The sequence below is a fragment of the Fimbriimonas sp. LA-C6 genome (genome assembly GCF_055398105.1).
The window spans coordinates 3,850,405-3,873,896 of sequence record NZ_AP038796.1 but is presented as its reverse complement, the minus strand read 5'-3'; the positions used below and the strand labels follow the sequence as shown (position 1 = coordinate 3,873,896).

The 23,492-nt window shown below is 51.5% G+C and carries 32 protein-coding genes and 2 tRNA genes; 16 read left to right on the top strand and 18 right to left on the bottom strand.

Annotation, left to right across the window (positions count from 1 at the left end; genetic code table 11):
* The first annotated feature begins 11 nt into the window (after positions 1–11).
* Complete coding sequence (locus tag ACZ51B_RS17870; protein WP_464294698.1) at positions 12–890, top strand: alpha/beta hydrolase; 879 nt, start codon at positions 12–14, stop codon at positions 888–890.
* A gap of 7 nt (positions 891–897) precedes the next feature.
* Here ACZ51B_RS17870 and ACZ51B_RS17865 read toward each other — a convergent pair whose 3' ends face one another.
* Entirely contained in the window at positions 898–1,194 is a 297-nt protein-coding gene (locus tag ACZ51B_RS17865; RefSeq protein WP_464294697.1) for a hypothetical protein, read from the bottom strand.
* Positions 1,195–1,264: 70 nt separating this feature from the next.
* On the opposite strand from ACZ51B_RS17865, the gene ACZ51B_RS17860 reads away from it, so the two are divergent.
* From ACZ51B_RS17860 to ACZ51B_RS17830, 7 genes are all read left to right on the top strand, one after another.
* Entirely contained in the window at positions 1,265–2,104 is an 840-nt protein-coding gene (locus tag ACZ51B_RS17860; protein WP_464294696.1) for a CvfB family protein, read from the top strand.
* Between the two features lie 4 nt (positions 2,105–2,108).
* Positions 2,109–2,459: a hypothetical protein gene (locus tag ACZ51B_RS17855; RefSeq protein ID WP_464294695.1), complete on the top strand. Its 351-nt coding sequence runs from the start codon at positions 2,109–2,111 to the stop codon at positions 2,457–2,459.
* A 93-nt stretch (positions 2,460–2,552) separates the two neighbouring features.
* Positions 2,553–3,113 (top strand): hypothetical protein, encoded by a 561-nt coding sequence (locus ACZ51B_RS17850; RefSeq protein WP_464294694.1) that lies wholly within the window; start codon positions 2,553–2,555, stop codon positions 3,111–3,113.
* A 117-nt stretch (positions 3,114–3,230) separates the two neighbouring features.
* On the top strand, positions 3,231–3,752 hold the full coding sequence (locus ACZ51B_RS17845; protein WP_464294693.1) for a hypothetical protein: 522 nt from the start codon (positions 3,231–3,233) through the stop codon (positions 3,750–3,752).
* A 50-nt stretch (positions 3,753–3,802) separates the two neighbouring features.
* The gene (locus tag ACZ51B_RS17840; protein ID WP_464294692.1) at positions 3,803–4,348 is read left to right on the top strand and encodes a thioredoxin family protein; all 546 of its coding nucleotides are present in this window, start codon (positions 3,803–3,805) and stop codon (positions 4,346–4,348) included.
* Positions 4,349–4,510: 162 nt separating this feature from the next.
* Entirely contained in the window at positions 4,511–4,954 is a 444-nt protein-coding gene (locus ACZ51B_RS17835; protein ID WP_464294691.1) for a MarR family winged helix-turn-helix transcriptional regulator, read from the top strand.
* A 98-nt stretch (positions 4,955–5,052) separates the two neighbouring features.
* Positions 5,053–5,424 carry a hypothetical protein gene (locus ACZ51B_RS17830; RefSeq protein ID WP_464294690.1) on the top strand — a complete coding sequence of 124 codons (372 nt, stop codon included), beginning with the start codon at positions 5,053–5,055 and terminating at the stop codon, positions 5,422–5,424.
* Here the strand turns inward: ACZ51B_RS17830 and pth are convergent.
* The 5 genes from pth to ACZ51B_RS17805 are packed head-to-tail and all read right to left on the bottom strand — an operon-like array spanning position 5,421 to position 9,494.
* Complete coding sequence (gene pth, locus ACZ51B_RS17825; RefSeq protein ID WP_464294689.1) at positions 5,421–6,020, bottom strand: aminoacyl-tRNA hydrolase; 600 nt, start codon at positions 6,018–6,020, stop codon at positions 5,421–5,423. The two genes, ACZ51B_RS17830 and pth, sit on opposite strands and share 4 nt — an antisense overlap.
* Positions 6,001–6,882, bottom strand: coding sequence for an undecaprenyl-diphosphate phosphatase (locus ACZ51B_RS17820; protein WP_464294688.1), 882 nt, complete (start codon positions 6,880–6,882; stop codon positions 6,001–6,003). Before ACZ51B_RS17820 ends, pth begins: the two co-directional genes overlap by 20 nt.
* Complete coding sequence (wecB, locus tag ACZ51B_RS17815) at positions 6,873–8,003, bottom strand: non-hydrolyzing UDP-N-acetylglucosamine 2-epimerase (protein ID WP_464294687.1); 1,131 nt, start codon at positions 8,001–8,003, stop codon at positions 6,873–6,875. The genes ACZ51B_RS17820 and wecB overlap by 10 nt, the downstream gene beginning before the upstream one ends.
* Positions 7,996–9,024, bottom strand: coding sequence for a glycosyltransferase family 4 protein (locus ACZ51B_RS17810; protein WP_464294686.1), 1,029 nt, complete (start codon positions 9,022–9,024; stop codon positions 7,996–7,998). The genes wecB and ACZ51B_RS17810 overlap by 8 nt, the downstream gene beginning before the upstream one ends.
* Complete coding sequence (locus tag ACZ51B_RS17805; RefSeq protein ID WP_464294685.1) at positions 9,021–9,494, bottom strand: deoxycytidylate deaminase; 474 nt, start codon at positions 9,492–9,494, stop codon at positions 9,021–9,023. Before ACZ51B_RS17805 ends, ACZ51B_RS17810 begins: the two co-directional genes overlap by 4 nt.
* Before the next feature lie 207 nt (positions 9,495–9,701).
* On the opposite strand from ACZ51B_RS17805, the gene ACZ51B_RS17800 reads away from it, so the two are divergent.
* The 3 genes from ACZ51B_RS17800 to ACZ51B_RS17790 all read left to right on the top strand — a co-directional run bounded on the left by ACZ51B_RS17800 (position 9,702) and on the right by ACZ51B_RS17790 (position 11,552).
* The gene (locus tag ACZ51B_RS17800; protein ID WP_464294684.1) at positions 9,702–10,727 is read left to right on the top strand and encodes a LacI family DNA-binding transcriptional regulator; all 1,026 of its coding nucleotides are present in this window, start codon (positions 9,702–9,704) and stop codon (positions 10,725–10,727) included.
* A 58-nt stretch (positions 10,728–10,785) separates the two neighbouring features.
* Positions 10,786–11,211 carry a lipocalin-like domain-containing protein gene (locus ACZ51B_RS17795; RefSeq protein WP_464294683.1) on the top strand — a complete coding sequence of 142 codons (426 nt, stop codon included), beginning with the start codon at positions 10,786–10,788 and terminating at the stop codon, positions 11,209–11,211.
* A gap of 143 nt (positions 11,212–11,354) precedes the next feature.
* Positions 11,355–11,552 carry a hypothetical protein gene (locus tag ACZ51B_RS17790; protein WP_464294682.1) on the top strand — a complete coding sequence of 66 codons (198 nt, stop codon included), beginning with the start codon at positions 11,355–11,357 and terminating at the stop codon, positions 11,550–11,552.
* 43 nt (positions 11,553–11,595) lie between these two features.
* Here ACZ51B_RS17790 and ACZ51B_RS17785 read toward each other — a convergent pair whose 3' ends face one another.
* Complete coding sequence (locus ACZ51B_RS17785; RefSeq protein ID WP_464294681.1) at positions 11,596–12,039, bottom strand: cupin domain-containing protein; 444 nt, start codon at positions 12,037–12,039, stop codon at positions 11,596–11,598.
* Between the two features lie 54 nt (positions 12,040–12,093).
* Between ACZ51B_RS17785 and ACZ51B_RS17780 the strand changes: the two genes are divergently transcribed.
* Positions 12,094–12,546 carry a MarR family winged helix-turn-helix transcriptional regulator gene (locus tag ACZ51B_RS17780; RefSeq protein ID WP_464294680.1) on the top strand — a complete coding sequence of 151 codons (453 nt, stop codon included), beginning with the start codon at positions 12,094–12,096 and terminating at the stop codon, positions 12,544–12,546.
* 27 nt (positions 12,547–12,573) lie between these two features.
* On the opposite strand, the gene ACZ51B_RS17775 is transcribed toward ACZ51B_RS17780, so the two are convergent.
* The 10 genes from ACZ51B_RS17775 to ACZ51B_RS17730 form a co-directional block, all read right to left on the bottom strand.
* Complete coding sequence (locus ACZ51B_RS17775) at positions 12,574–13,143, bottom strand: sigma-70 family RNA polymerase sigma factor (RefSeq protein ID WP_464297199.1); 570 nt, start codon at positions 13,141–13,143, stop codon at positions 12,574–12,576.
* Between the two features lie 531 nt (positions 13,144–13,674).
* A complete protein-coding gene (locus ACZ51B_RS17770; RefSeq protein WP_464294679.1) occupies positions 13,675–13,860 on the bottom strand; it encodes a hypothetical protein in 186 nt (61 codons plus the stop codon).
* A 149-nt stretch (positions 13,861–14,009) separates the two neighbouring features.
* On the bottom strand, positions 14,010–15,191 hold the full coding sequence (locus ACZ51B_RS17765) for a sigma-54-dependent transcriptional regulator (protein ID WP_464294678.1): 1,182 nt from the start codon (positions 15,189–15,191) through the stop codon (positions 14,010–14,012).
* Positions 15,188–16,615 (bottom strand): ATP-binding protein, encoded by a 1,428-nt coding sequence (locus tag ACZ51B_RS17760; protein ID WP_464297198.1) that lies wholly within the window; start codon positions 16,613–16,615, stop codon positions 15,188–15,190. The genes ACZ51B_RS17765 and ACZ51B_RS17760 overlap by 4 nt, the downstream gene beginning before the upstream one ends.
* A gap of 110 nt (positions 16,616–16,725) precedes the next feature.
* Positions 16,726–16,800 (bottom strand) — tRNA-Thr (locus ACZ51B_RS17755).
* Positions 16,801–16,813: 13 nt separating this feature from the next.
* Positions 16,814–17,239: a hypothetical protein gene (locus ACZ51B_RS17750; RefSeq protein ID WP_464294677.1), complete on the bottom strand. Its 426-nt coding sequence runs from the start codon at positions 17,237–17,239 to the stop codon at positions 16,814–16,816.
* Between the two features lie 100 nt (positions 17,240–17,339).
* The gene (panC, locus tag ACZ51B_RS17745) at positions 17,340–18,155 is read right to left on the bottom strand and encodes a pantoate--beta-alanine ligase (RefSeq protein ID WP_464294676.1); all 816 of its coding nucleotides are present in this window, start codon (positions 18,153–18,155) and stop codon (positions 17,340–17,342) included.
* Positions 18,152–18,937 carry a 3-methyl-2-oxobutanoate hydroxymethyltransferase gene (gene panB, locus ACZ51B_RS17740; protein WP_464294675.1) on the bottom strand — a complete coding sequence of 262 codons (786 nt, stop codon included), beginning with the start codon at positions 18,935–18,937 and terminating at the stop codon, positions 18,152–18,154. The genes panC and panB overlap by 4 nt, the downstream gene beginning before the upstream one ends.
* Positions 18,938–18,954: 17 nt before the next feature.
* Positions 18,955–19,404 (bottom strand): thioredoxin-dependent thiol peroxidase, encoded by a 450-nt coding sequence (gene bcp / locus ACZ51B_RS17735; protein WP_464294674.1) that lies wholly within the window; start codon positions 19,402–19,404, stop codon positions 18,955–18,957.
* Positions 19,405–19,449: 45 nt separating this feature from the next.
* A complete protein-coding gene (locus tag ACZ51B_RS17730; protein ID WP_464294673.1) occupies positions 19,450–19,854 on the bottom strand; it encodes a CBS domain-containing protein in 405 nt (134 codons plus the stop codon).
* A gap of 45 nt (positions 19,855–19,899) precedes the next feature.
* Here ACZ51B_RS17730 and ACZ51B_RS17725 point away from each other — a divergent pair, with 45 nt between their 5' ends.
* Positions 19,900–20,634 (top strand): MTAP family purine nucleoside phosphorylase, encoded by a 735-nt coding sequence (locus ACZ51B_RS17725; protein WP_464294672.1) that lies wholly within the window; start codon positions 19,900–19,902, stop codon positions 20,632–20,634.
* Entirely contained in the window at positions 20,631–21,506 is an 876-nt protein-coding gene (locus tag ACZ51B_RS17720; RefSeq protein ID WP_464294671.1) for a DNA-processing protein DprA, read from the top strand. The genes ACZ51B_RS17725 and ACZ51B_RS17720 overlap by 4 nt, the downstream gene beginning before the upstream one ends.
* On the opposite strand, the gene ACZ51B_RS17715 is transcribed toward ACZ51B_RS17720, so the two are convergent.
* Complete coding sequence (locus ACZ51B_RS17715; RefSeq protein ID WP_464294670.1) at positions 21,503–22,897, bottom strand: serine hydrolase domain-containing protein; 1,395 nt, start codon at positions 22,895–22,897, stop codon at positions 21,503–21,505. The two genes, ACZ51B_RS17720 and ACZ51B_RS17715, sit on opposite strands and share 4 nt — an antisense overlap.
* A 65-nt stretch (positions 22,898–22,962) precedes the next feature.
* Between ACZ51B_RS17715 and ACZ51B_RS17710 the strand changes: the two genes are divergently transcribed.
* Both ACZ51B_RS17710 and ACZ51B_RS17705 read left to right on the top strand, forming a co-directional pair.
* Positions 22,963–23,055, top strand: a tRNA-Ser gene (locus ACZ51B_RS17710).
* Entirely contained in the window at positions 23,013–23,480 is a 468-nt protein-coding gene (locus tag ACZ51B_RS17705; RefSeq protein ID WP_464294669.1) for a hypothetical protein, read from the top strand. The genes ACZ51B_RS17710 and ACZ51B_RS17705 overlap by 43 nt, the downstream gene beginning before the upstream one ends.
* The last annotated feature ends 12 nt before the right edge of the window (positions 23,481–23,492 follow it).

The window sequence follows — 23,492 nt, the reverse complement described above, 5'->3', positions numbered from 1 at the left end:
AACGTGCTGCTATGAGATCGGTTTCAAAGTGGATCCTCGTCGCATCTGCACTCGCCGCATCTGCCCTCAGCTTTGGGGAGCAGAAACGCATTGAAGACGTTGTGTACGGTCACAAGTTAGGCATGGCTCTCACCATGGATGTGTTCGAGCCGGAGGCACCCAATGGGATTGGAGTGCTGTTTATGGTGAGCGGTGGCTGGGTTTCGGACCATGCAAGCATCAGTCCTGAAGTCGCCAAGATCTTTACCAGCCGAGGTATGACGGTCTTTATGGTTTGCCATGGCAGCGCGCCTAGGTTCAACGTAAGTGAAGCGGTGAAGGACGTCACGCGAGCGGTGCAGTTCGTTAGACTCAACGCCAGCAAGTACAAGGTTAATCCACAGCGCCTGGGTGTGTCTGGGGGAAGCGCGGGCGGCCACCTTTCTCTTATGCTTGGCTCTCATGTTCAGCCAGCACAAGCAGATGCATCTGACCCTGTACTGCGAGTCTCCTCAGAAGTTCAAGCAGTGGCGTGCTTCTTCCCGCCTACTGACTTCTTGGACTACGGCAAGGACCACAAGCCCGCCTTCGAAATTCCCGCTCTTGCACCGTTCTTCCCCACGATGGGCGTCAAGCAAGGGATGTCGAAGGAAGCGCTGACGGAACTCAGCAAGAACCTCTCACCTTACACATGGGTGACAGCTTCCATGCCCCCAACTTTGATTATTCACGGAGATGCTGATACGTTGGTGCCGATCCAACAGTCGGAGCATTTGATTGAGAAACTGACTCGGCTCAAGGTTCCGAACCAGCTAATCGTTAGCAAAGGAAATGGGCACGGTTGGGCGACCATGTGGAAAGATGCCTCCGCTATTGCCGACTGGTTTGAAAAATATCTTGCGAAGAAATAGCCCTTGGCTACCGACCACTGTCTTTCTTTTTCTTGTTGTCGGGAATGAACCAAAGACTGTTGTCGGTAGCGCATACCATCCATGTACCACCCGAAAACAGTGCGTTGACCGCTTGTGATGCAGCCATGCCTTGAGGTGCTCCGTTGATCCAGAAGCAGCTGATCTCGGGGCACGTCACCTTTTGGCCCTCAAGCATGGCTTTGATCATCCATGGATCGGCATGTCGTACAGGGATTCGAATCGGAACCTGCCCATAACTTACGCTGCAAACAGCTAGCGTCAATAAACCTAAAAGCCCTCTCATATCTATTTCAACGCATAGAGGGCGTGATCGTTACGGATGTTAAGAGCCGGGGACGCCATACTATACGTCTATGTTAGAAATCGGCACCTATCACGAACTTGAGGTTCTCCGCTTCACCTCGTCAGGTGCTTTTCTTAGCAACGGTCAAGACGATGTCTTGCTGCCCAACAAATTTGTGACCCATGACATGCAGATGGGAGATATGCTGCGTGTCTTTGTCTACACAGATAGCAGCGACCGTCCCGTTGCTACGACACAACACCCCAAGGGCCTGGCGGGACAGTTTGCCTTCCTAAAGTGTGTTCAGACCAACGCCATGGGTGCCTTCATGGATTGGGGCTTAGATAAAGATCTGCTCGTCCCGTTTGCCGAGCAAAGACCACCTCTGGAGGCAGATCGGAGCTACGTTATTCGAATCGTGGCAGACCCAGTATCCAACCGACTTTACGGCAGCGCTCGTCTTAGCCGCTACTTTGAAGACGACACCAGCAGCCTAACGCAAAGCGAAGCCGTGGAACTTATTGTCTATCGGATTGCTGTTGATGGTGCGCTGGTTGTGATCAACAACAAGTACACCGGCATGCTTTTCAATGACGAGATATTTATTCATATCCGTGTTGGAATGAAGGCGAAGGGCTACATCAAGAAGATCCGAGAGGACGGAAAGGTGAGCGTCGCCCTCAACCCACAAGGATACGAAGCAGTCACTGGACAGGCGCCTACGATCCTAGAGTCCCTCAAGAAAGCCGGCGGATTCTTGCCGTTTAGCGACTCCTCTTCTCCCGAGGAAATTCGAAAAGCATTTGGCATGAGCAAGGGTGCTTTTAAGAAGCTGATTGGGACTATGATGAAACAAGGGCTGATTACGATCGAGTACCACGGAATCAGGCTTATCAACAAAGATCGATAGCAGCATGGAAGAGCAACCCCAGAGACATTGGCTGATCCCGTTTGCCATCGGCACTGCGAGTCTGATGGCAATTCCGGCCCTCTGGAGTCGCACACTCTGTGAAGCAGCCATTGCTCTCGCAAGCATCTCCTACGTCTTTGCTGCAGTGATGTACCTTCTTCCAAGAGTTAAGCGCCGCCGATATAACGACCCTTACGATCTCAACGCGCTCAAAGAGTTTCACGAACAAGCAGAGCTAGATTCGGTCGAAGCGGTGTTTGAAGGTGATGGTGAGTCGATTGTGTGCCCACAGTGCGGCAATGTATGCAACGCTCGCTTCGGAACTTGCCCAAGTTGCTGTAACCGGCTTAGGTAAAAATTCTTAAATACACTCGCTATTTGGGTGCAATGTGTTTGCAAAAGAGCGTTACATTAGAAAGGTATCTCAAACCCTCAAAGGAAATCTCTCATGAATAAACCTATCACATTTGCCATCCTGGCTTCGGCCCTCGTGCTTCCTGCGTTGGCTGGCACTATTAACTCTGGACTGAGTGTTGGTGAGAGTGTCTCTCCATTCCACCCGACCCACGTGACTGGCCCAGATGCTGGCACCGATACTTGCCCTCCTTGCAAGTACCAAGCAAGACCGGCGGTTCAGGTGTGGGTAAATGGCGATGATTTGGGCAATGTCCAAAAGATTGCGAAGGTTCTCAATGACTCAACCAAGTCTTACAAGAAGAACGAGTTCAAGGGCTTTGTGATCTTCTTGGTGAGTGCTGACAAGAAGGCTGCCATGGACGCAACCATCAAGAAGGTTGCCGGGACGACTGGCTTCACTAACATCGGGATGGCAACTCTGGCCAAAAACAATGAAGCTGTATCCAACTACAAAGTAAACGTCGACAAATCCGTCAAGAACACCGTTTTCGTTTACAAGAACTGGAAAGTTGAGAGCAAGTTCATCAACCTTAAGGCTGACTCCAAGGGGGTCGGTCAACTCGAAGCAGCAATCGAAAAAATTGCTGGCTAAGTCTTGTCCTAAAGGGGCGCAGCAGTTTGCTGCGCCCCTTTTCGTGTATTTACCCCTGCACTCTATCTAGTTTTTTTACGGGGAAGACCAAAATAATGATTAAGGACCAATCAGTCAATGCACTTAAGAAGGAACGATTTCGAAGAGCGCCTCGAACTAGAAAGACTGAGCTTTCTAGTGGGACACACGGAAGCTGTCGCAACCGTTGAACTGCCAGGCTCCTCGCCGATCTCTGCGCGGGCTGTCAATGTCGGCGATAGAGAAGCCTGTGATCGGTTCATCCGATGCGACTACTGGTCATCTTGTGGGCAAAGATACGAAGACACCTGCCACAGCATCATTGGATACAGCTCTGCCAAGTCTTGCTACCAGTTGTGGTCGTTTGGAACTTCTCGCGAAGAGCCGTTGTGCATGGATGGCAACTTCTTTGATGACGTCCTGATCTTTGAGAGCACACCCCTTGATCTGGGCAACGGACTTGAACGGATCCGGATGAGCCTCACCCCTTTGGATCAGGGAGGATTTGCACTCGACGTCCGAAGGGTTACACCAACTTCAACCACCTTAAGTTTGAGAGGCACATTTGTGCCTGTACCAGTCGGTCGTGAATTTCCATTTTCTCCGGTTTCGTGTCTGTAGTCGGGGCACCGGTCTTAACACAGTGAGTCTAATCAGACTAGAATGAATCTATGAAGGTTCGCACTCTCCTTACAATTGCCTCAGCTCTCCTCGTTGTGACTCCAGCCTTAGCGTCCAGTGAGCCGAAGGCAGCAAAGCTTGTTCTGGCAGAGGCCAGCAAAACAGCCAAAGCTCAAAACAAGAATGTGATTGTCATTTTCAGCGCGAGCTGGTGCGGCTGGTGCAGAAAGCTTGAGGCTTTCCTTGAGGAACCAACGACCAAAAAGATCCTCAGCAAGCAGTACGTCATCGTGCATCTTGATGTAGACGAGAACGGACCGAAAAAGAGCCTTGAGAATGCGGGAGCATCCGAGGTTCGAGATAGCCTCGGCGGGAAAGAGCAGGGACTTCCCTTCTATGCGATCGTTGATAACGGTGGCAAGAAATTGATTGATTCTAAGGCCGTTACGACAGCTGGTAAACCAGCTTCAAACATCGGTTTCCCCGCAGAACCAGCGGAAATTGAACACTTCCTTAAAATGTTAAAGGCTACGGCACCCAAACTTTCTAGCTCAGATCTAGACACCATCAAAGCCAGACTGTCGAAGAAGGCCTAACCGCTACCATCAACGCCCAGATGCTTTGTCCGAAGCATCTGGGCGTTTTTCATTTAGCTACCCATGCGAAATTGCGCCAAATGCCTGGAAATATCCTAATAGGTTGACGAATTAACTTTGAACTTGTATGATTAGGCATCCACATTGTAAGGATGCCAAACAATGCAACCGCTTAAAGACTCGATTGCCGCTCATGCAGCGCTCTTAAATGAGCTGCTGTCAACGGCTATCCAGCCCCACTTGAAGCGAGCCGGCATTACTTCCACCACATTTGAATTGCTCAGTGCGGTTCGTGCATCGGGCGGAAGAGCGACGCAAATCGAGCTCTCCCGTCGTCTTGGAATTACAGCACCTTCCCTTTCTGAAGCCGCGAAAGGTGCGATACATAAAGGACTTCTCGAACAGATCCAAGTGCAATCAGACGCTCGAGCCAAAACGTTGCGGCTCACTGATGAAGGCACCAAGATCTTACAAAAGATTCTCCGGAATGTATCGACCATCGAAGCCAAGATGGTGGAGGGCGTGACTCAAGAGGAGATCACCGCCGCAATTGAAACACTTCGAAAAGTTAGTCGTAACCTTGCTCACGACATTGAGCAGAACTGATTGTAGAGATACTCACGAAATTTAATCTGTTGCAGGCATAAAATGGAAAGCACTCGTCTCAGAATTCGTACAGGGTTGAAGGTAAGGAGTCAGGCAAAGTGATTAGGATTATTGGCGTTCAGCGATGTGAAGACCCAGAAGGAGAGTTCCTTCTTCTTCAGAACCAAGGCTCACTAAGGATTAACCTTCGGGGTCATGTGGTTCTCAGCGAGTGTGCGCTTGAAGGTCTGCAACTCAATCACTCTGCCCACGCCTTTCCTGACGAAGTGCTGATCCCAGCCGGCATGTACGTAATTCTCAGAACCGGCTCTGGCACACCTAAGTGGGGACGGACGAAGGATGGAGCGATGATATACCACGCTTACATGAATCGCTCAGAACCTATCTGGGAGAAGTGCTCCGGATCCGTGAGCATCCTGTCCACCCATCACACTTACGCAGAACGCAGCACTGCAGTTACGCTTCGCTAATTCCCGGCATTGAACTCACCCATCGTGCGTTCAATGCCGTACACCATCAGAGCCTCGACTGCTTCCCCAGCACGCTTAAGCGACTGCAGAATTGTGTCTCTCTCTTCGCCGTGAAACTTCCCAAGAACGTGATCGACCGTTTCAGATCGCTCAACTCTGCCAATTCCAATCTTCAATCGCGGATACTCTGCGGTTCCAAGGGAGTTGATCAAACTCTTATGCCCATTGTGTCCACCTGCCGAACCGTCAGGACGAATACGTAGCCGACCAGGAGCGATGTCTGTGTCATCGGCGATCACAAGAATGTGATCGGGTGATAGGTTGTACTCCTTTGCTAGAGGAGCTACTGCCTGACCACTCAGGTTCATGTACGTGAGCGGTTTGACCAGAAGCACGGAGGTGTCGCTTATCATCCCGATACCGAACCGGGCTTTGTGCTTGCTCTTGTCAAGTTTGATCTTATGCTTCTCTGCGAGCATATCAATCAACTCAAAACCAACGTTGTGCCGGGTACCCCTATATTCAGGGCCTGGGTTTCCAAGCCCCACAATCATCCACTCTGGGGGAGTGATTACCTTAGGAGTTCTTCGGAACATAAAGGGAAACCGTTTCTTTTTGCTTCACATCCTTCGCGCCGTCGTCTGCATGCAACGTACCCTTCTGGAGCAGAACCAGCAGCAACACTCCAAGGATCAGACGATAGACCACGAAAGGGGTAATCCCACGCTTCTGTAGGTATTGGATAAAGAGTGCGATGGCAGCGTATCCCACAACAAACGACACCGCTGTTGCGACTAGGGTTGGCATCATCAACTCACCGGTGATTGCTTTCCGCTCTTTAAATGCCTCGTACAAGCCAGCCGCTGTGATACTTGGAATACCCAACAGGAAGGAGAACCGAGCAGCTGTTGAGCGATCCAAACCTTGGAAAAGCCCGCCAGAGATGGTGCTGCCGCTACGACTCATTCCTGGAAGAAGCGAAAGACATTGCCAGAAGCCAACGATGATTCCATCCTTAACCTCTAGGTCAGCTTCATGGCGTCGAGCCCGATCTTGACGATCTGCAATGAACATCACCACGCCCATGGCGATCAATGAGAACGCAATGTAATAAAGCGAACGGAATGTGGTTTCGATCTTGGAATGGAGGCCAAGACCAAGAATGATGATTGGAATGGTTCCCCAGAACACTCCCCACCCCATCTTTGCTTCAATGGTGTCTCGATTCTTTCCACCAAGACTCGAAGCCCATCCGCTGATCACTCTCTTCAAGTCCTTTGCGAAGTAGATCAGGACTGCCAGGGTCGTGCCCAACTGTATGACTGCGGTAAACCCTGCACCTGGATCTTCCCAACCCAAAAGGGCAGGCACAATCCGAATATGAGCATTGCTGCTCACCGGCAGGAACTCCGTAAGGCCCTGAATAATTCCGTAAATGACTGCTCTAACTAAATCCACATTGTCTCCTCAGGGGTGTCTATTCCAAGGCTCTTCAGGACAACGTATCGGATCCGCGCGGACGCTTTACCGTCCCCATAGGGACTCACTGCCTGGGCCATCGCCTCATATTCTTGCGTATCCGCAAGTAACTTGCGCGCATGTGTGAGAATCGCTTCGTAATCCGTACCGACCAACCTTGCCGTCCCAGCCGACACACCTTCAGGACGCTCAGTCGTATCCCGTAAGACCAGCACGGGCAGTCCAAACGCAGGAGCTTCCTCCTGCACCCCACCCGAATCGCTCAGGATAAGTGCAGACCTCTGCATCAGCCGTACAAAGTTGGCGTACTCTGGCGGCTCAATAAGGTCGATCCTGTCATGCCCTGAGAGCACTGACTTGAGATTGGCCCTTACATCCGGGTTCGGGTGCATTGCCACCACTAACTTGGTATCCGGAAACTCTTCGATCAAGGTCTTCGCAGCCTTAGCGATCCGAGTCTGCGGCTCACCCCAGTTCTCCCGACGGTGAGTCGTTAGCAAAACAATACGACCCTCGTGCTCTGGATACCACTCGTGGTCACTCACTTCGGCAGCAGTTAGGACAGCGTCGATCCCGGTGTTACCCGTCACGTAAATGGAGCCGCTTTCCTTCCCTTCTCTCAGCAGATTGTCACGTGCCCAATCGGTGGGTGGGAAGTGCAACCTAGCGAACAGTCCCACAGCACGTCGATTGAACTCTTCCGGAAAAGGGTTTTCGATGGTTGTGGTCCTTAGTCCCGCTTCGATATGAGCGAACGGTACTTGCCGATAGAAAGCCGCCAGACCCGCAACGAACGTTGTTGTGGTATCGCCTTGTCCCAAAACCATGGCAGGTTTGTGCTCGGCAATCAGTGCATCCAGTCCTTCAAGGGCTCGACTGTTCACCTGTGCCAAAGTCTGTCCAATGGTCATGATTCCCATGTCCAGGTCTGGCTTCAGCCCAAACGTTTCCAGGGCTTGCAAAAGGATTTCTTTATGCTGACCTGTCGAAACCAACACGGTTTCGATTTTATCGAACCGGCGCAATTCACGCACGACGGGAGCCATCTTGATGGCTTCCGGGCGGGTTCCAACCACACAGAAAAGTTTAGGCTTAGGCATTGGCTTTGATTACAGCGAAGAGGACAGCCGCTAACGTTGCGGCTACGGCATACAGAACCCAAACAGTCTGACGTTGACTAAGTCCCTTCCCCAACAATGTGTGATGAACGTGACGTTTATCGGCCTGCGTTATGGGCACCCCGCTGAGAAGTCGGCGAGTGATCACGAAGAATGCGTCGAAAATTGGAACTCCAAAGACCAAAACCGGGATCACCAATGAAACCGCGGCCGCTGTTTTGAAGGCTCCTACAATACTCAAGCATGCGAGCATGAAGCCTAGAATATAGGCACCACCTGTTCCCATGATGATCTTTGCAGGGTTGTAGTTGTGCTTAAGAAACCCTAAGGCGGCTCCCGCAATGGAGGCAGCAACAATTGCCTCACGTGGTTGCGAACCATATACGCAGATCATCGCAAGCGCTGTGGCGGAGATCGTCGCAATGCCCGCTGCAAGTCCGTCTACGCCATCAATGGTATCCATCGTCTTCGTAATCACAAAGATGTAGATTGCCGTGAGTGGCACAGCAGCGATTCCCAAAACGATGTATTTGTGCGGGAGGGAGAGCGGGATTCCGATGGACGAGATATGCACCCGACCCACCCATCCGTAAATAAACTGGACGCCAACGCCCGCACCTAATAGCAGAAGTGCCTGAACCTTGGCTTTATATTGGTAGAGGTCATCCAAAGCTCCTGCCACAACCAATACTCCACCGATGGCAAGCATCCCAATGAGATAGAGCGGGAAAGGCGGGATGGATCCGTTGTAGGCAAACGGCAAGACCGCTAGCAGGGAAACAACCATGCCACCATAGATAGCCAGTCCACCCCATCTGGGTAGCGGTTCTTTATGGATCCGGCGATCATCACGCTTTGGATCGTCCACTGCACCTTTACGAATCGCCAGAGACCGGACTACGGGAGTCAATATCCAACTAACTGCGAGGGCAATGAGACCGGCAAGCAGCGGGTATCGAAAGCCCTTCAGGAGTTCCGACTGAGTTGCAAGTAAGTCAATCACCCGAGGTCCACCTGCTCGAGACCGTTGTCCCTAAATCGGAGAACTTCCAATTTGGCATCTCGGAACAGCTCCTTAGAGAACTCGTCTGGATAGTCGCCTTCGTAAATGACCCGAGTAATTCCTGCGTTGATGATCATCTTCGCACAGTTGTTGCAAGGTTGGCAGGTTACATACATGGTCGCTCCCTGACACGCAACTCCAATCATCGCCGCTTGCAATAGAGCGTTTTGCTCTGCATGCAGAGACCGAATGCAGTGTCCGGCTCGAAGGCATCCATCGGGCCAATCGTGCGTCGGACCAAGCTCGGGGCAGTGTGGCAAACCCATTGGAGCGCCATTGTAACCCGTCGCAAGAATCCTCTTTTCACGTACGATGAGTGCTCCAACAGACCGCCTCGGACAAGTTGCCCGTGTCGCGACCAGCGTCGCAATCTGCATGAAGTACGCATCCCAACTCGGTCGCTCTTGCATTCACGTGAATTATGACGCGAATTGCCCTCGCAGACTGATCCCTTTGCTAGGGATCAACACTTAAAGACTGTTTTTGTGTTCCCGCAGGGGGGTAGTACGACCAAGTTTTGGGATACAAGCGAATATTTGGGTCAAGATTCGCGGAAGGGGCGCGCATTTTGCTCGATCGTTGTAAACTTCGTCACCCTTAAGTTCCTTCAGAACACCATGGCCGTAACGATTAAAGACATTGCCAAGCAGTTAAACCTGTCCGTAAGCACGGTCAGTTATGCCCTGAACGGCGGCCCAAAACCCGTCTCAGAAGCGGTCCGGATTGCGGTCAAAGCGGCTGCTTTGGAGCTAGGCTATCGGCCAAATCGCGTTGCCCGTTCGCTTGTAACCCGTCGCTGTCACACCATCGGCATTGTCCCACCCGAAACTCGGCCGCACCAACCGAGGGGGTCGTTCTTTCATGAGGTGCTCAACTCTCTCGTGAACAGTGCGGAGGAGTTTTCTTACGACATATTGATCCTCACCGCATTCGATCGCTCGACACCCGGCGGATTTGCAAATGAGCTGCTCGACTCCAGAATCGATGGGCTTATTTTCATTGCTCCTCCAAAGGACAGTGCCACGCTCAACGCCCTGGCAGACTTAACTTTCCCTTATGCCGTCATCGCAAGTACCTGGAGAGGTCGCGGACCCTGCTTCGAATCTGACAACGAGCAAGGGACTCGCCTGGCATTCCAGCACCTGGTTTCGCTCGGACATACAAAAATCGCGCATGTCACGGGCAGAACCAGCGCCACCGATTCAGACATTCGATTAGCTACCTTCAAGCATTGCATGGCTGACTCCAACCTAGAACTACCTGAGGAGTACATTGTCCCTGGCGATTACAGCCGAGCCGCTGGTGGACGAGCCATGCAGCACTTCCTTCAACTCGAAAACCGCCCGACAGCCATCTATTGCGCAAATGACGAAACGGCTTTCGGACTCATTGAGGCAGCGAGAGCGGCGGGTCTGGATATACCTAAAGACTTGAGCGTGATCGGGTTCGACGATGCGGCGCTCAGCAAGGCCTTTGTTCCCCCTCTGACCACGGTTCGCCAACCTCTTGAAGATATGGCCAGTGACGCGTTCAAGAGCCTCATCCGACATATTGAGACGGGTGAACCTTCGTCGGGCCACACATACTTGACAGAACTGATCGTTCGTTACTCAACAAAATCGGTTGACCTAAGGCCCAATTAACGTCCCAACGAGATAAGCATATCTTCCATCTTTGGCCACAACCAGGTACAACACTTGAATGGTAGTTCTCAACAAAGCTAGCTTAGTCGCTTGCTTGGTCATGGTTGCTGGCGCTAGCTTTGCTGCGCAGAGCGTCGTCGGAAAGTGGAACGGTAAAGTTTCTATGCAGATGCCTGCAGCCAAGAGTCCACAGCAACAACAGCAGATGGAAATGGCAAAGTCCATGTTCGCGAAGATGGTCGTTCACCTCACGTTCAAGAAGGACAAGAGCTACGAGGTAACCGTAACGGGCGTTCCTGGTGCCGAAAAGGCCCCCAAGGACACTGGTAAGTGGTCCATCAGCGGCAACACCATCACCATGACAAACACTAGCCGCAAGGGCACCCAGAAGCCTGCGACCATGACCCTCAGCGCAAACGGAAAGACAATCACCATGACTCCGCCAAACGCTAACGGCACCAAAGTCATCTTCTCACGCGCCTAATTTGACGAGTATCTGCCGTGTAAAAATGCCCCTTGCACGGCAAAACACCTCCCAATTCAAAAACCCCGCACGCCTTTCAGGACTGAAGAGATCGATCACGTCCGATCACCTATTCTATGGTTGATGGCATAAAGACACTGCTTATGGAAGAGGCAAAAGAGCATAAAGGGGATGACGTTCGGTTAACCATTCTGGACGGCGGAGGTAAGCACCACACGGAAGAAGCCCACGTGTTCACAGTGGCTCATGTTAAAAAAGCAGGTCCTTGCTTTATTACGGATCGCGGAGACGTTCCCCTGGATCACGTCATGTCGTGCGAAGTTCTAAAGAAAGCAGCCTAAGACGTTGGGGTTGCTGCAGCAGCAACCCCAACCCGAAGAACATTCAAGCAGGAACAATCTGGTTCTTTTCCAGCACGGCAAAGATGTCTTCACGGGTTGGGTTAGACAGAGCGTCCATGTCGTAGAAGAAGTTCTCGTGACCTCCCGGTGTTGCGATCCCTATAAACAAACAAGGTTCGCTGCCAGCTCCACGAAAAGCGTGAGCAACTCCGCGAGCAATAAATCTCGTGTCTCCTTGTTCTAAAAGACTCCACTCGCCATTGACGAACACCTCAAGATTCCCATGAAGGATCGTAAAGGCCTCATCAAATGCCTCGTGTATGTGAGGCGGAGGACCCGCTTCAGGAGGTACCAGACATTTGTAGGCAGAGTAGAGCCCACCCGTCTGCTCTTTCGTGAGGAGCACATCAATCGTAATTCCTAAGACTTGGAGTCCTTTGAGTGACTGGGCTCGATTCTTAGTGTCGAGGTCAGGAGTTTTAATCATATTGCTCGATCATTATAGACAGTTAAACTGACTATGTGTCAACATGGTCCTATATTGTCTAGGCCCAATCTTACTGAACAGCGCCGCACTCTAGGTGCTCTGCTCCGACGTCCATATGAAGCCCTGCAAGAAGCTGTTTTTACGGAGGCTTCAGAATCTGGTTTCCCACACGTCCGTCCTTCACACAGTCCTATTTTTCGCTACATTTCGATCGATGGTAGTCGTCCCGTCGACCTTGCCCGGGCGGCGGGCATGACCAAACAAAGCATGGCCTACCTCATCTCCGACCTTGAAGCGAGAGGGTATTTAGAAAGCATTCCCGACCCAGAAGATGGTCGCGCAAAGCTGTCTATTCTTACCAAGAAAGGAGTCGCTGCCCAGGAGTACCTGATCGCAAAAAGCGCCGAGTTGGAAGCAGAATGGGCCGCATCAATAGGAAAGAATGAGTGGGCTGCTTTCAGGCAGACACTTGAGACCTTATTTGACATCACAAGCAAGCAAGAATAGAGCTGCCCAAGGGCAGCTCTTCACTCATTAAGCTGAGTTTGAAAGGAGTTTGAATCCTCGCTTCTTCACAGCAACTGGCTGACTCTCGCGGCGAATCTGATCAAGTTTCTGTCTGAGTGCCTTGTGTGTTCGATGGAGTCGAGAGCGAATGGTTCCGACTGGCTTGTCAAGCATCTCAGCAATCTCCTTGTATGGAATCTGCTCGATATCTGCAAGCGTTATCAATAGCCGCTGCTCAGCTGTAAGCGTGTTGATAGCCTGGTGCAACTCTTCGCTGAAGTCACCGTTTAGAAACTGCTCTTCTGGGTTCGGAGAGTGGTCCGGCATGTCGAAGAACAGATTGTCATCTCCTCCTTCTCGACTGATGGGTGTGTCGTAGGACACAACTTTCACCCTGCGCTTTCTACTGCGCAGGAGGTCGAGGAAGAGTCGAGTAACGATCCGGAATATCCAGTTCTCGAACGGGCGATCACCCTCGAACTCGTGGAACGAGCGGTATGCCCTGTAGAACGCTTCCTGCGTTAAGTCCTCCGCATCGGGTCGGTTGCCAGACAATCGGAAAGCCATGTTATAAACCTTCCGATACGATTCAGACATCAATTCGTTGAATCGGATTTCCTCTTTCTGACTTAGTGTATTTGATTGTATCGACATGATCCTCGCATCCTTTTCGGACAACACTCTTGTGTACAAGGCCACATAACAGTGGTTATACAAACAGAGACAATTTAAGCGGCTTCTCAGTTCCTTAACGGGGCCATTGGGCCTACTTTCATATAGTGTAGATTACGCTTTATGAAGGGATCATGAACGCTTTCTGTCAGGAGCCTAACTTCGTTGGAAATTGAACTCACACAACTTATTACAACTGAGATGTTTGATTTTTGAGAGGGTTTTTCCGGCTAGGTAGAAAGGACCACCCGGCACCTCTTAGATAATTTGAGGAGAATTGGACCCCATCGGTTCCGAGCCTGTGACACTCAGCTCCAATTCCTTACAAATTTCAGTTACTAGAAGTTGTGACTGACCGAGCGCAGGGTTCGTTCAAAGTCCCACCTCGAATCGGGTCCACCACAAATGAAATGCACAAAAAAGCCCTCACTTTCGTGAGGGCTTTCGATTTTTGATTTACTTGATAATCTGATTGAGAATCAAGTTCGCTTGTTCCGTGTGCATTTGCTCCCAAGACTTGAAGAAAGAGCGGCTCTTGTTGCTCTTGCCTTCTACCTTGGCAGCGGCCTTCTGCAGCTTAAAGAATCGCACCAGGCGAATCGGCTGCGCAAAGAAATGTAACTTTCGGACTCCGACGATCATTATTTGCCTCCTGTTGATCTGCACGGCCAACGTGCACGAGATCGGACAGAGCTTCGTCCGGTTTCCAATTAATCGTCTTCGATTAAATCAAAGTGTACCGCATCGGATTGTTAAGACACTGTTGTCCTAGGACCCGACTAGCAGATCTACTAAGCAGCTACACGCATGTTAGCGGGTAACAAACTCATACTTAGCGATGCAGCACTTGATGGGGCAAGCACAGTTGCTCTTTCCATCGTATTTTCCAGTTCTCGAACGTTTCCAGGCCAAGAATAGGCGTGTAGAGCCCTCTCAACATCTTCGGGAACGGTCAAGGCTTCCCTCGTATTTTCACGAGCAAATCTATTTAGGAAGAGGTTTGCCAGCGGGACGATGTCCTCTTTTCGGTCTCGAAGTGCTGGAACACTTATCTCAACAACCTGCAACCTATACAATAAGTCTAGGCGGAAAGTCCCCTCTTCGACAGCGGCTCTTAAGTCTCGGTGAGTTGCGGTCACCACACGAACGTCCACCTTTGTCGGTTTGGTTGAGCCTAGTCTCTCAAACTCTCGCTCTTGCAAGACGCGCAGCAGCTTCACCTGAGTTGCCATCGGGAGTTCTCCAATCTCATCAAGAAACAGAGTTCCTTCATGGGCCATTTCAAAGCGCCCTGGTTTCGCGGCTTGTGCACCGGTAAACGCACCCTTCTCATATCCAAAAAGCTCCGCTTCAATCAGAGTTTCTGGGATGGCCGCGCAACTTACAGCAACGAACGGCTTCTTCGCTCGGCTCGATTGCAAGTGAAGCGCACGGGCAATGACTTCTTTTCCGACCCCGCTCTCACCACCAATCATGACAGTAGCCCTTGAATCCGCGACCTGTTCAACCAGATCACGAACCTCTATCATGCCAGGAGCATAAGCCAGAAACGCTTCGCTTGGAGCTTCTGCAGACTTCCTCCCTTTCTTTGCGCTGGGAGCACTCTCCCCACCTGCCATGGCGCTCGTGACCACCTTTTTCAGGCTATCAAGATCAAACGGCTTCGTGACATATTCGAAAGCACCGTTTCGAATCGCTGAAACAGCTTGCGGAATTGTGCCGAATGCCGTCATCAAGACAACTGGCAAATCAGGAGTTTTGGCCTTGATGGATTCAAGCAACTCGTATCCTGTCCTACCTGGCATCGTTACGTCGCTGAGCACACAATCGAACGATTCGCGCTCTAGTGCTTGCAGCGCGCCAAATACATCCTCCGCTAAAACCGTCTGATAGCCAATCTTGTCGAACGCCACCTGCAGAATGCGTCGAATGTTGGGTTCGTCGTCAACAACTAAAAGTCTTTTCGTGCTCAATCGTCTCTCCCAAAATCAATTCGGAAACATGTGCCATAGCCCGCCCTACTCTCCACCGATATGGAACCGCCATGGGCCTCCACAATCTTCCGGACGTTGCTTAAGCCCAATCCTGTGCCTTGGGCCTTCATCGTAAAGAAGGGTGTAAAAAGCTTGTCAACTGTCTGCTCATCCATTCCTATGCCGTTATCCTCTACTTCAAAAGCTGTGTCTTCTACGCGCACAAGCACAAATCCGTGATCCGTACACGCCTCAGCAGCATTGCGGATGAGATTTCTCAAGACTTGCTCCACACGGAGCACATCCAAGTACATTGTCGGCGATGTGCCCGGCGTCTCCAGATGGAGGGAGATTCCTTTTTCTTCTAAAACTCTGCGGTCTTTGGCAATGAGGTTGGTGCAAATTTCAGCCAGAGTCGTCGGCACACACCTCAAGGGTAAAGGACGAGCAAACTCCAGGAACTCCTCACAAAGATCGTTGAGCTTCCCAACCTCTTCCTCGATGATCTTCGCAAACTCGTCCGCTTGTTCCGGTGCAAGGGTCACCATCTGTGCGGCGCTCCGAATACTTGTGAGAGGATTTCGAATCTCATGCGCAATCGCAGCAGACATCTGTCCAATCTCCGCCAAGCGTTTGATCCGATTCCGTTCTCGGTCTTCTCGTTCTTGGAAAGTGATCTCTTCCACCGTGATGACCACCGAACCGGTAGGCCTGACACACCGAATCTGCCATGTCCTGTCGGAACACCTATCAAAAACCTTCCGTCTGCCCTCAGGCTCATCAGCCGTGGGCAACCAATCCTGTTCATTGAGCAGAAGATCTCTGGCTGCTGCATTGGCACGTGCCATGCTTCCATCGGGGCGATACACAAAGACAGCCATCGGCATCGCTTCTACCACGCTGGTCAGTTCTTCGTGCGATCGATTGGTTTCGACAAGAAGCTTGGCATTTCCAACAGCAAGCGCAATCTGGTACCCGAGAGCAGTAGCAAGTCCGAGATCATCTCCGTTAAATGCATCGGCCCCCGCTGACCTTGAGAGATTCATCACACCGGATCGGCTGCCATCAGGCAAGGTGAGTGGAACAACCAGAGCCGTTCCAAGCTCCGGTCGGAGCCGGTCCAGCTTTCCCGCGAGCGTTGGATCCTTCGATGGGTCGCCCACCAACATGGGCTTGCCGCTTTCCAAACAAATGCCCGCCACACCTCGTCCGACAACGACCTTGCTGTCGGCTGGAATCGTGTTTTCTGTGCCTACTGCGGCAGCAAGAGCGAATTGAATACCTTCCTCGTGCAAGAAGATGGTCGCACCCGAAGCATTGAACCACTCGCCACAGCGTAACAAGACGCACCGCAAATAGGTCGTCAGGTCACCATCTCGTGGAGCTATCGATGGATCAAAAAGCTCCCAAGCATCACTTCGCACACTCAAATAGTCGGTCTATTCCAGCAAATGTACAGGGTGGCGACACTTAGTCAGAGAAACAAAAAGAGGCTAGAGAATCTTTTCTCTAGCCTCTCGCTCCAGTATAAAACTGGAGCCCCCGACAGGACTCGAACCCGCGACCCGCTGTTTACAAAACAGCTGCTCTACCACTGAGCTACAGGGGCAAACTTTTCTTTATTATGCCTTTTTTCCACGGCGTCGTGTGCGAACCAGTTTAGGGGTTCCGTCTGTGCCGTATCCAATTTTATACCCGGTCGGAAGGCTTTTTAGCGCGGCCGAAAGTTCATCTGGCATATCAACGCCGCCAGCTCGTCGTCGTCTTGCACGTCGTCCAGGGTTCAAGGCTTCATAAGCGTGCGCCGCATCTTCATCACGATCCATAGGAGTGATGTCTTTGTTAGCAACACGGTAGAGCTCTGAAGAAGCTGGGAAGGACAAGAACAGATATTCCGAACCACTAAGCATTCTCGCCTTGACAGGCAGATTGTACTTCTTGACACCTACGCGGACGCTAAGAATGCCGTCTCGCTCTTGAGCCTTAAACTTCAGTGAGTTCTTTACGTTCTGAACTGTCTTTGGGTCGTTGTTTTGATTGTTTGCCATATCCCTTATAAACCTGACGTGCGGTGTTGATAAAATGATGCACGATTGCAATGCTCTTATGCACTATTTAGAGAACATTCTTATGCGCTATTTATGATGATTAAACCAACACGTTATCTATCAATCGCGTTTTGCCTAATCTAGCAGCCGTAATAATTGCTGTGTCCTGCGCACGATCTAGTACTGGAGACATCGTCTCCAGATTTACCAAGTCGAAATAATCGACATCAAATCCCTTTAGATTGAGTCGGGTTTTCGCATCTTCTAAGATTGATAGTGTGTCCTCTGACCTATCGTTCAACGCTAACTTTGCATTCACCAATTCTTCATGTAGAGCAGGTGCAATGGCTCTTTCATCGGATGAAAGGTACCGATTACGGCTTGACATAGCAAGGCCGTCATCTTCTCTAACAGTAGGAAGAAACTCTAGTTTCAGGTTCAAATTGAGATCTTCCACCATCCGGCGGATGACCATGCACTGCTGGAGATCCTTAAGTCCGAAAAGCGCGACGGTCGGTTGAACGATATTGAAAAGCTTACAAACTACTGTAGCAACACCATCGAAGTGTCCAGGCCTATGCGCTCCTTCATACCGTTCCGAAACCTCTGGTACATGTATGGTACAACCTGGTCGGGGATAGATGTCTTGCACGGTAGGCGCAAATAGAACGTCCACACCAACGGACTCCGCCATTTCGGCATCTGCATCCAAATCACGAGGATAGCGATTGAAATCTTCGTTGGGGCCAAACTGCGTTGGGTTGACGAATAGTGAAGTTACCACGGTAAGTGCGCGGTTCTTTGCCTCGGACATCAGGGCTAAATGCCCTGAATGAAATGCTCCCATGGTGGGGACAAGTGCCACTTCGCCACTTAAGGTTGCACGTAACTCCGAAATGCTATCAATGATTTTCAAAAGCTATGCTCACTTGTTGGGAATGATTGCTCGCGTACTTCCTCCGAGTATTGCTGCAATGCCTTCGTAAGGAGGTCACGGCCTTGCACATACTGTTTCGCATGGCGAAACGAGCCTACGCTCAATCCTAATACGTCGTGCATCACCTGAATTTGGCCGCTGCACAGGGCTCCCGCGCCGATTCCAATCGTCGGACACTCAACTTCATCTGTGATTCGCTCCGCAAGAGCGGCGGGGATCAGTTCTAAAACAATCGAAAAAACGCCTGCTGCGCAAATGCTCTTCGCTGCACTCAACACCGCGTCGCCCTCTGGACCACGCCCTTGAACACGGAAGCCACCAAATTGATTGATCGATTGTGGGGTCATGCCCAAGTGGCCCATCACGGGAATACCGGCCTTGACAATAGCCGCCACCGCTTCCGGGTAATCACCTTCGAGCTTAACGGCCTCGGCGCCAGCTTTCATCAGAGCCACCGAACTGTCCACAGCTTGCGCCACACTGGATTGATAACTTCCGAACGGGAGGTCCGCCACTAAGAGCGCGCGCTTCACACCTGCGCGTGTCGCTGCAGTGTGGTGGATCATCTGCTGAAGAGTCACAGGAACCGTGGTCGTGTAACCCAGCAAAACGTTTCCAACACTATCGCCGACTAGAATGACATCGACACCAGCCTCATCGGCGATTGCACCTTGAACGGAATCGTATGCAGTTACACAAACGATCTTTTGGCCCCGTTCGCGCATGGCGCGAACGCGTGGGGCCGTAACTTTTTCAGACATAGTGGGTCGAGTGTACTTTAGCTAATGACTGCCAAGACCTCGGCGGCATGACCCTGCGGCTTTACCTTTCGGAAAACCTTTAAAATCACCCCATTTTCGTCTAATACAAAGGTGGTTCTGTCTACGCCCATATATTGCTTGCCGTACATAGACTTCTCCACCCATAGGCCACATGCTTCAATCAGAGTCTTCTCGGTATCTGCAAGCAACGTAAAGCTCAAGTTGTACTTATCTGCAAACTTACGGTGCGATTTAACCGGATCGGGACTCACGCCAACTACTTTGGCACCAGCAATGTTTGGAAGCGATTCTTGGAAGCCACATGCCTCTGCGGTGCAACCAGTCGTGTCGTCTTTTGGATAGAAATAGACCACTGACTTCTGACCTTTCAGATCGCTGAGAGTTACGGTGTTGCCATCCTGGTCAGGCAACGAAAAGTCTGGAAAATTTTGTCCTTCTTCAAGCATGTCTTATATCCTTTCGAGGCTTAGAAACCTATCGTTAGCATCAAATTAATGAGCACTCATATCCGCAGCATCCATGAGCATGGCCTGCATCAGATCGGTCCTTAAAACCACGCCACATAGCTTCCCTTCATCAACCACGGGGAGAATCGTCAAGCCGCTGCTGAGCATTTTGTGAAACGCCTCGCCGATCTCGGTATCTGCATGAGCAGTCGTTGGCTCTTTGGATCCATATACATGTGCAGGCTCTGCCGACATGCACCTTAGGCTGTCCCGAGTCGTCACTGCACGGCATAGATCACCTTCTGTCAGAACAACAATAGGCTGCTGCTGACTATCCACCACAACTAGGGCTGGGAATTGGTAGATATCCATCTTATCCACCGCGTCTCGCACCGTGCTTTCCGAGGTGAGCGTGGGGATGTGAGCGTGTAACACCTCGCGAAGAGTCATAACTTAAAGAGTTTACTGGTTACGATTGCTATACTTCTCAACTAGATGAAGATCGACGTTGCGATCATAGGCGGAACGGGCATCGGCGACCGATTGGCGGCCCTAGGCGGCACACCTCTCCACATCCCAACCCCAGCCGGAGTGCTTCGTGGGAAGCAGTTCGATGCAAATGGCGCTTCATGCCTGCTCCTCAGTCGCCACTCGGCGGGCCATAAAGTCCCCCCGCACAAAGTGAACTATGCTGCAATGGCCCTCGGGCTAAAAGCCATCGGAGTGAAGGCCTGTCTAGCCACAGCAGCCGTTGGAAGTCTCCGCAGAGACTGGACTGCTGGAACACTCGTGGCCTGCTCCGACTTCCTCGATCTGACCTATCGCAACCTCACACTCTTTGATCGGTCCGTCACTCACCGAGATTTCACCCATCCGTATTCAGAAAAGTGCCGCACCGCTCTCCAAGCAGCTGGCGAACACGAAGGACTGGAGATCCAACCCGGCGGAGTCTATGTCTGCCTAAACGGTCCCCGCTACGAGACGCCTCATGAGATTAAAGTCTATGAACAGCTCAAAGGCGATCTCGTAGGGATGACCGCAGCAAGCGAAGCCACACTCATGCGTGAGGCCGAAGTCGATTACGGCTGCCTAGCGATTGTCACGAATCTCGCAGCAGGAATCTCGCCAACCTTGCTTAGCCATCAAGAGGTCGTGGAGTGCATGGAAAAGTCTGGCGAGTACGCAGTAAAAATCCTGCTGGAAGCAGCGAGGAGAATCGCAGCCCATTGAGCCTTTCACAGCGTACATTTGCTCTCATGCTTGCCATGACGCCCGGCGTTGGGGGCAGATCCGTCACCCGAGTCATGACCCGCGATGCACTCCTCGGGCGATCTCCGGAAGACTTTTTGAAGCTCTCACCCGAAGCGCTGAAAGAAGAGTATAGACTGACACCCAAAGCGATCACCCACCTCACTGCAAACCCGAAAGAAACCTGGAAGCAGATCGAAGAGTTCGAGAAAAAACTCACGGGATTGGATGTCACGCTGGTCGTAGCCTCGGACGCGCACTACCCAATCCTTATTGAAGAGATGGATCCAGATCCGCCCGGGGTTCTATTCCTTTACGGCAACAAGAAACTTCTGGAAGCTAAAACCTTTTGCGTTCTCAGCTCCCGCAACGCACGGCCTGCTGACCTCGAACTGATTGAACAATTGACGGAGGAAGGTGTCCTTGGAGGCGAAGTCCTCGTGACCGGACACGATAGACCCGAATATCAACGTTCAGCCATCGTCCCTCTCCGATGGGGATCTCCTCGTATCTTATGCCTCGATCGAGGAATGTTCAATGTTCTCGGTGCCAATCTGCGAGATGAGGCGTTTCGAGCGGCAAGGCTGTGGCGCTACGAGTTCGATCCGAAAACAGACCTCGTCGTCAGCCCCTTCCGACCAGAAGCAGACTTCGTAGGCGTCAATAACAAAGTGCGAGACCGGGTCGTGGCATGCCTCTCGAAGAGACTCGATTTTGTGAATGTCGCCGAGGGTGGCAACATGGAAAAGCTGATCAAACTGGCGCTCAAAGCAGGACGCACCACCCGAATTTCAGATCGAAACATCGGGTGGCGCGAATATGTCCAGTTGGGCGCCCAATCGATTCCGAGTTAGAGACCCGTGACGATGAAGCCGGAGATCAGGCCAGCCTTATCCGTGGTTGCCACAACTTTCAGCGCCGTGTCACCAAACTTCACTCGATAAGCGCGAAGCTTGATCCCATCTTTCACTTCAGACTCCAAGAGCTCAAACGAATTTACCGGCCCCAGTGCTTTGAATTGCGCGCTCATCGCTTTGAGGTCGACGTGCTCTAACCCTTTCTGCATCTCCGGACTGAACAACTTCATATCTAGCTTGGCTTCTAGGAACGACTGAAGCACCTTCTTATGAAACTCCGTAACCTTAGGCTCGTTGTCAACAATCGGCTTTGGAGACAGGCTCGGGTCCAGAAAAAGAACTAGATCGGCGGCGACTTTGCCTGAGCCCGCTTCCATGCAATTAGAGAGCACAACCACGCTCAACTGCTTTGAAGGGACGCGTTTGAAATAGGTAACGAAGCCGTGAATACCACCCCCGTGCTCGACGGTTTTGAACCCGTTGAGCGCACCAAGTTGCCAACCAAACCCATATGGCTCTGCTTTTCCGCCCTTGAGCGGGGTGGAGGTCCACATCTTTTGCAGGCTATCCTGCTTTAGGATCTTATCCGTGTAGAGAGCTGCGTCCCACTTTGCAATGTCCAGCACCGTGCTCTCCATGCTTCCAGCAGCATGGGGCCAGCTCATATCGATGAATGGGGCGTTTTCATACCCTTTCGGTGTCTTGGAATAACCACTTGCTCGATGAGGGACCAACACCGTGTTACTCACGAAATACGTTTGTGTCATGCCAAGGGGGCCAGTAATTCTCTTTGAGAGCGACTGTGCGTATGGCTGCTTGTCTAATTTCTCAATCACACAGCCCAAGATGCAGTAACCCGTATTGTTGTAATCCCATTTGGCCCCAGGCTCGAACTCCAATGGAGCCTTCTCCACGGTTTTCCAAATACCGTTGGGCTCAGTCTTCTTGAGAACCATGTCCATAAAGTTGGGCAAAGTCGTATAGCTCTTGATTCCGCTGGTGTGATTCAAGAGCTGCTTAATGGTTACAGCCGCCCACGCCTTGGGGAGGTCGGGCAAAACTTCGATCACTGGCTGTTCCAGTTTGAGCTTCCCTTCGTCAATCATCTGCATGATCATCGTGGAAGTGAACTGCTTGGTAATGCTTCCCAAACGATACACGGTATTCGCTTCTGCCTTGGTTTCATTCTCCAAATTAGCGAAACCATAGCCCTTCGCGAAGTACACCTTGCCGTCCTTCATCACAGCCACGGACATTGCTGGGGAATGGTTCGCCTTGAACTCCTTCTCCAAAAACGAGTCGATAGCCGTTTCCGACGGGAGTTGGGCATGTGAAACGCTCGCGAGGGCAAATAACGACAGAGCAAAAAAAGATCGAAATGCAACCATTGCAAGAAGTATGTCCGTACCTATGGAGACTGGTGGGTCAAACGGGCTATACTATTTCTCAGCGCGGAGTTGTGTCCGAGTGGTCGAAGGAGCGCGATTGGAAATCGCGTAACCGGTGTTGAGCCGGTTCGAGAGTTCGAATCTCTCCGACTCCGCCAGCGCAATCGGTTCAGAAAGCACCATGAAGTTGGTCCCCACTGCCGAAGAACAGTCTCGAAGAGACGAAATCATGCGCCGAGTCCTTGATTTCATTCGAGATAACCGAACAATCAAACTTCCGCAATTCAACCCTTCCCTCTCGCGCCCCAATGACCGCTTTGCGCTCATCAACATTGGGCTGGAGCCAAACGACTTCAGCGGCACTCTTGGCAGCTATCGATACCAGTTCGAGGGTGAAGAAGACCTCCTTCACCTCATCGTGACCGCAGGCGGGTCACTCCCTGTATCGGCAGAAGAAGGCCAGGCTGTGGCAGGTTTCGTTCTCAATGGACTCCCGCCAGCCCTGATCTGGCTTCGCCCCGGCGAACTTTCTCAACATTTTTACTTCGGTCACGACGAGTTGATCGACAAGCTCATCCTCTAAAACCCGTCACTC

Bases quoted from the DNA above. Each gene is read 5' to 3' on its own strand.
- ACZ51B_RS17870 (WP_464294698.1), top strand. From the start codon at position 12: ATGAGATCGGTTTCAAAGTGGATCCTCGTCGCATCTGCACTCGCCGCA.
- ACZ51B_RS17840 (WP_464294692.1), top strand. From the start codon at position 3,803: ATGAAGGTTCGCACTCTCCTTACAATTGCCTCAGCTCTCCTCGTTGTG.
- bcp (WP_464294674.1), bottom strand. From the start codon at position 19,404: ATGCTTGAAGAAGGACAAAATTTTCCAGACTTTTCGTTGCCTGACCAG.
- ACZ51B_RS17785 (WP_464294681.1), bottom strand. From the start codon at position 12,039: ATGATTAAAACTCCTGACCTCGACACTAAGAATCGAGCCCAGTCACTC.
- ACZ51B_RS17775 (WP_464297199.1), bottom strand. From the start codon at position 13,143: ATGTCTGAATCGTATCGGAAGGTTTATAACATGGCTTTCCGATTGTCT.
- ACZ51B_RS17790 (WP_464294682.1), top strand. From the start codon at position 11,355: ATGGAAGAGGCAAAAGAGCATAAAGGGGATGACGTTCGGTTAACCATT.
- ACZ51B_RS17835 (WP_464294691.1), top strand. From the start codon at position 4,511: ATGCAACCGCTTAAAGACTCGATTGCCGCTCATGCAGCGCTCTTAAAT.
- pth (WP_464294689.1), bottom strand. From the start codon at position 6,020: ATGTTCCGAAGAACTCCTAAGGTAATCACTCCCCCAGAGTGGATGATT.
- ACZ51B_RS17725 (WP_464294672.1), top strand. From the start codon at position 19,900: ATGAAGATCGACGTTGCGATCATAGGCGGAACGGGCATCGGCGACCGA.
- ACZ51B_RS17805 (WP_464294685.1), bottom strand. From the start codon at position 9,494: ATGCAAGAGCGACCGAGTTGGGATGCGTACTTCATGCAGATTGCGACG.
- ACZ51B_RS17730 (WP_464294673.1), bottom strand. From the start codon at position 19,854: ATGACTCTTCGCGAGGTGTTACACGCTCACATCCCCACGCTCACCTCG.
- ACZ51B_RS17800 (WP_464294684.1), top strand. From the start codon at position 9,702: ATGGCCGTAACGATTAAAGACATTGCCAAGCAGTTAAACCTGTCCGTA.
- ACZ51B_RS17860 (WP_464294696.1), top strand. From the start codon at position 1,265: ATGTTAGAAATCGGCACCTATCACGAACTTGAGGTTCTCCGCTTCACC.
- ACZ51B_RS17795 (WP_464294683.1), top strand. From the start codon at position 10,786: ATGGTAGTTCTCAACAAAGCTAGCTTAGTCGCTTGCTTGGTCATGGTT.
- ACZ51B_RS17750 (WP_464294677.1), bottom strand. From the start codon at position 17,239: ATGGCAAACAATCAAAACAACGACCCAAAGACAGTTCAGAACGTAAAG.
- ACZ51B_RS17865 (WP_464294697.1), bottom strand. From the start codon at position 1,194: ATGAGAGGGCTTTTAGGTTTATTGACGCTAGCTGTTTGCAGCGTAAGT.
- wecB (WP_464294687.1), bottom strand. From the start codon at position 8,003: ATGCCTAAGCCTAAACTTTTCTGTGTGGTTGGAACCCGCCCGGAAGCC.
- ACZ51B_RS17845 (WP_464294693.1), top strand. From the start codon at position 3,231: ATGCACTTAAGAAGGAACGATTTCGAAGAGCGCCTCGAACTAGAAAGA.
- panB (WP_464294675.1), bottom strand. From the start codon at position 18,937: ATGTCTGAAAAAGTTACGGCCCCACGCGTTCGCGCCATGCGCGAACGG.
- ACZ51B_RS17855 (WP_464294695.1), top strand. From the start codon at position 2,109: ATGGAAGAGCAACCCCAGAGACATTGGCTGATCCCGTTTGCCATCGGC.
- ACZ51B_RS17715 (WP_464294670.1), bottom strand. From the start codon at position 22,897: ATGGTTGCATTTCGATCTTTTTTTGCTCTGTCGTTATTTGCCCTCGCG.
- ACZ51B_RS17850 (WP_464294694.1), top strand. From the start codon at position 2,553: ATGAATAAACCTATCACATTTGCCATCCTGGCTTCGGCCCTCGTGCTT.
- ACZ51B_RS17770 (WP_464294679.1), bottom strand. From the start codon at position 13,860: ATGATCGTCGGAGTCCGAAAGTTACATTTCTTTGCGCAGCCGATTCGC.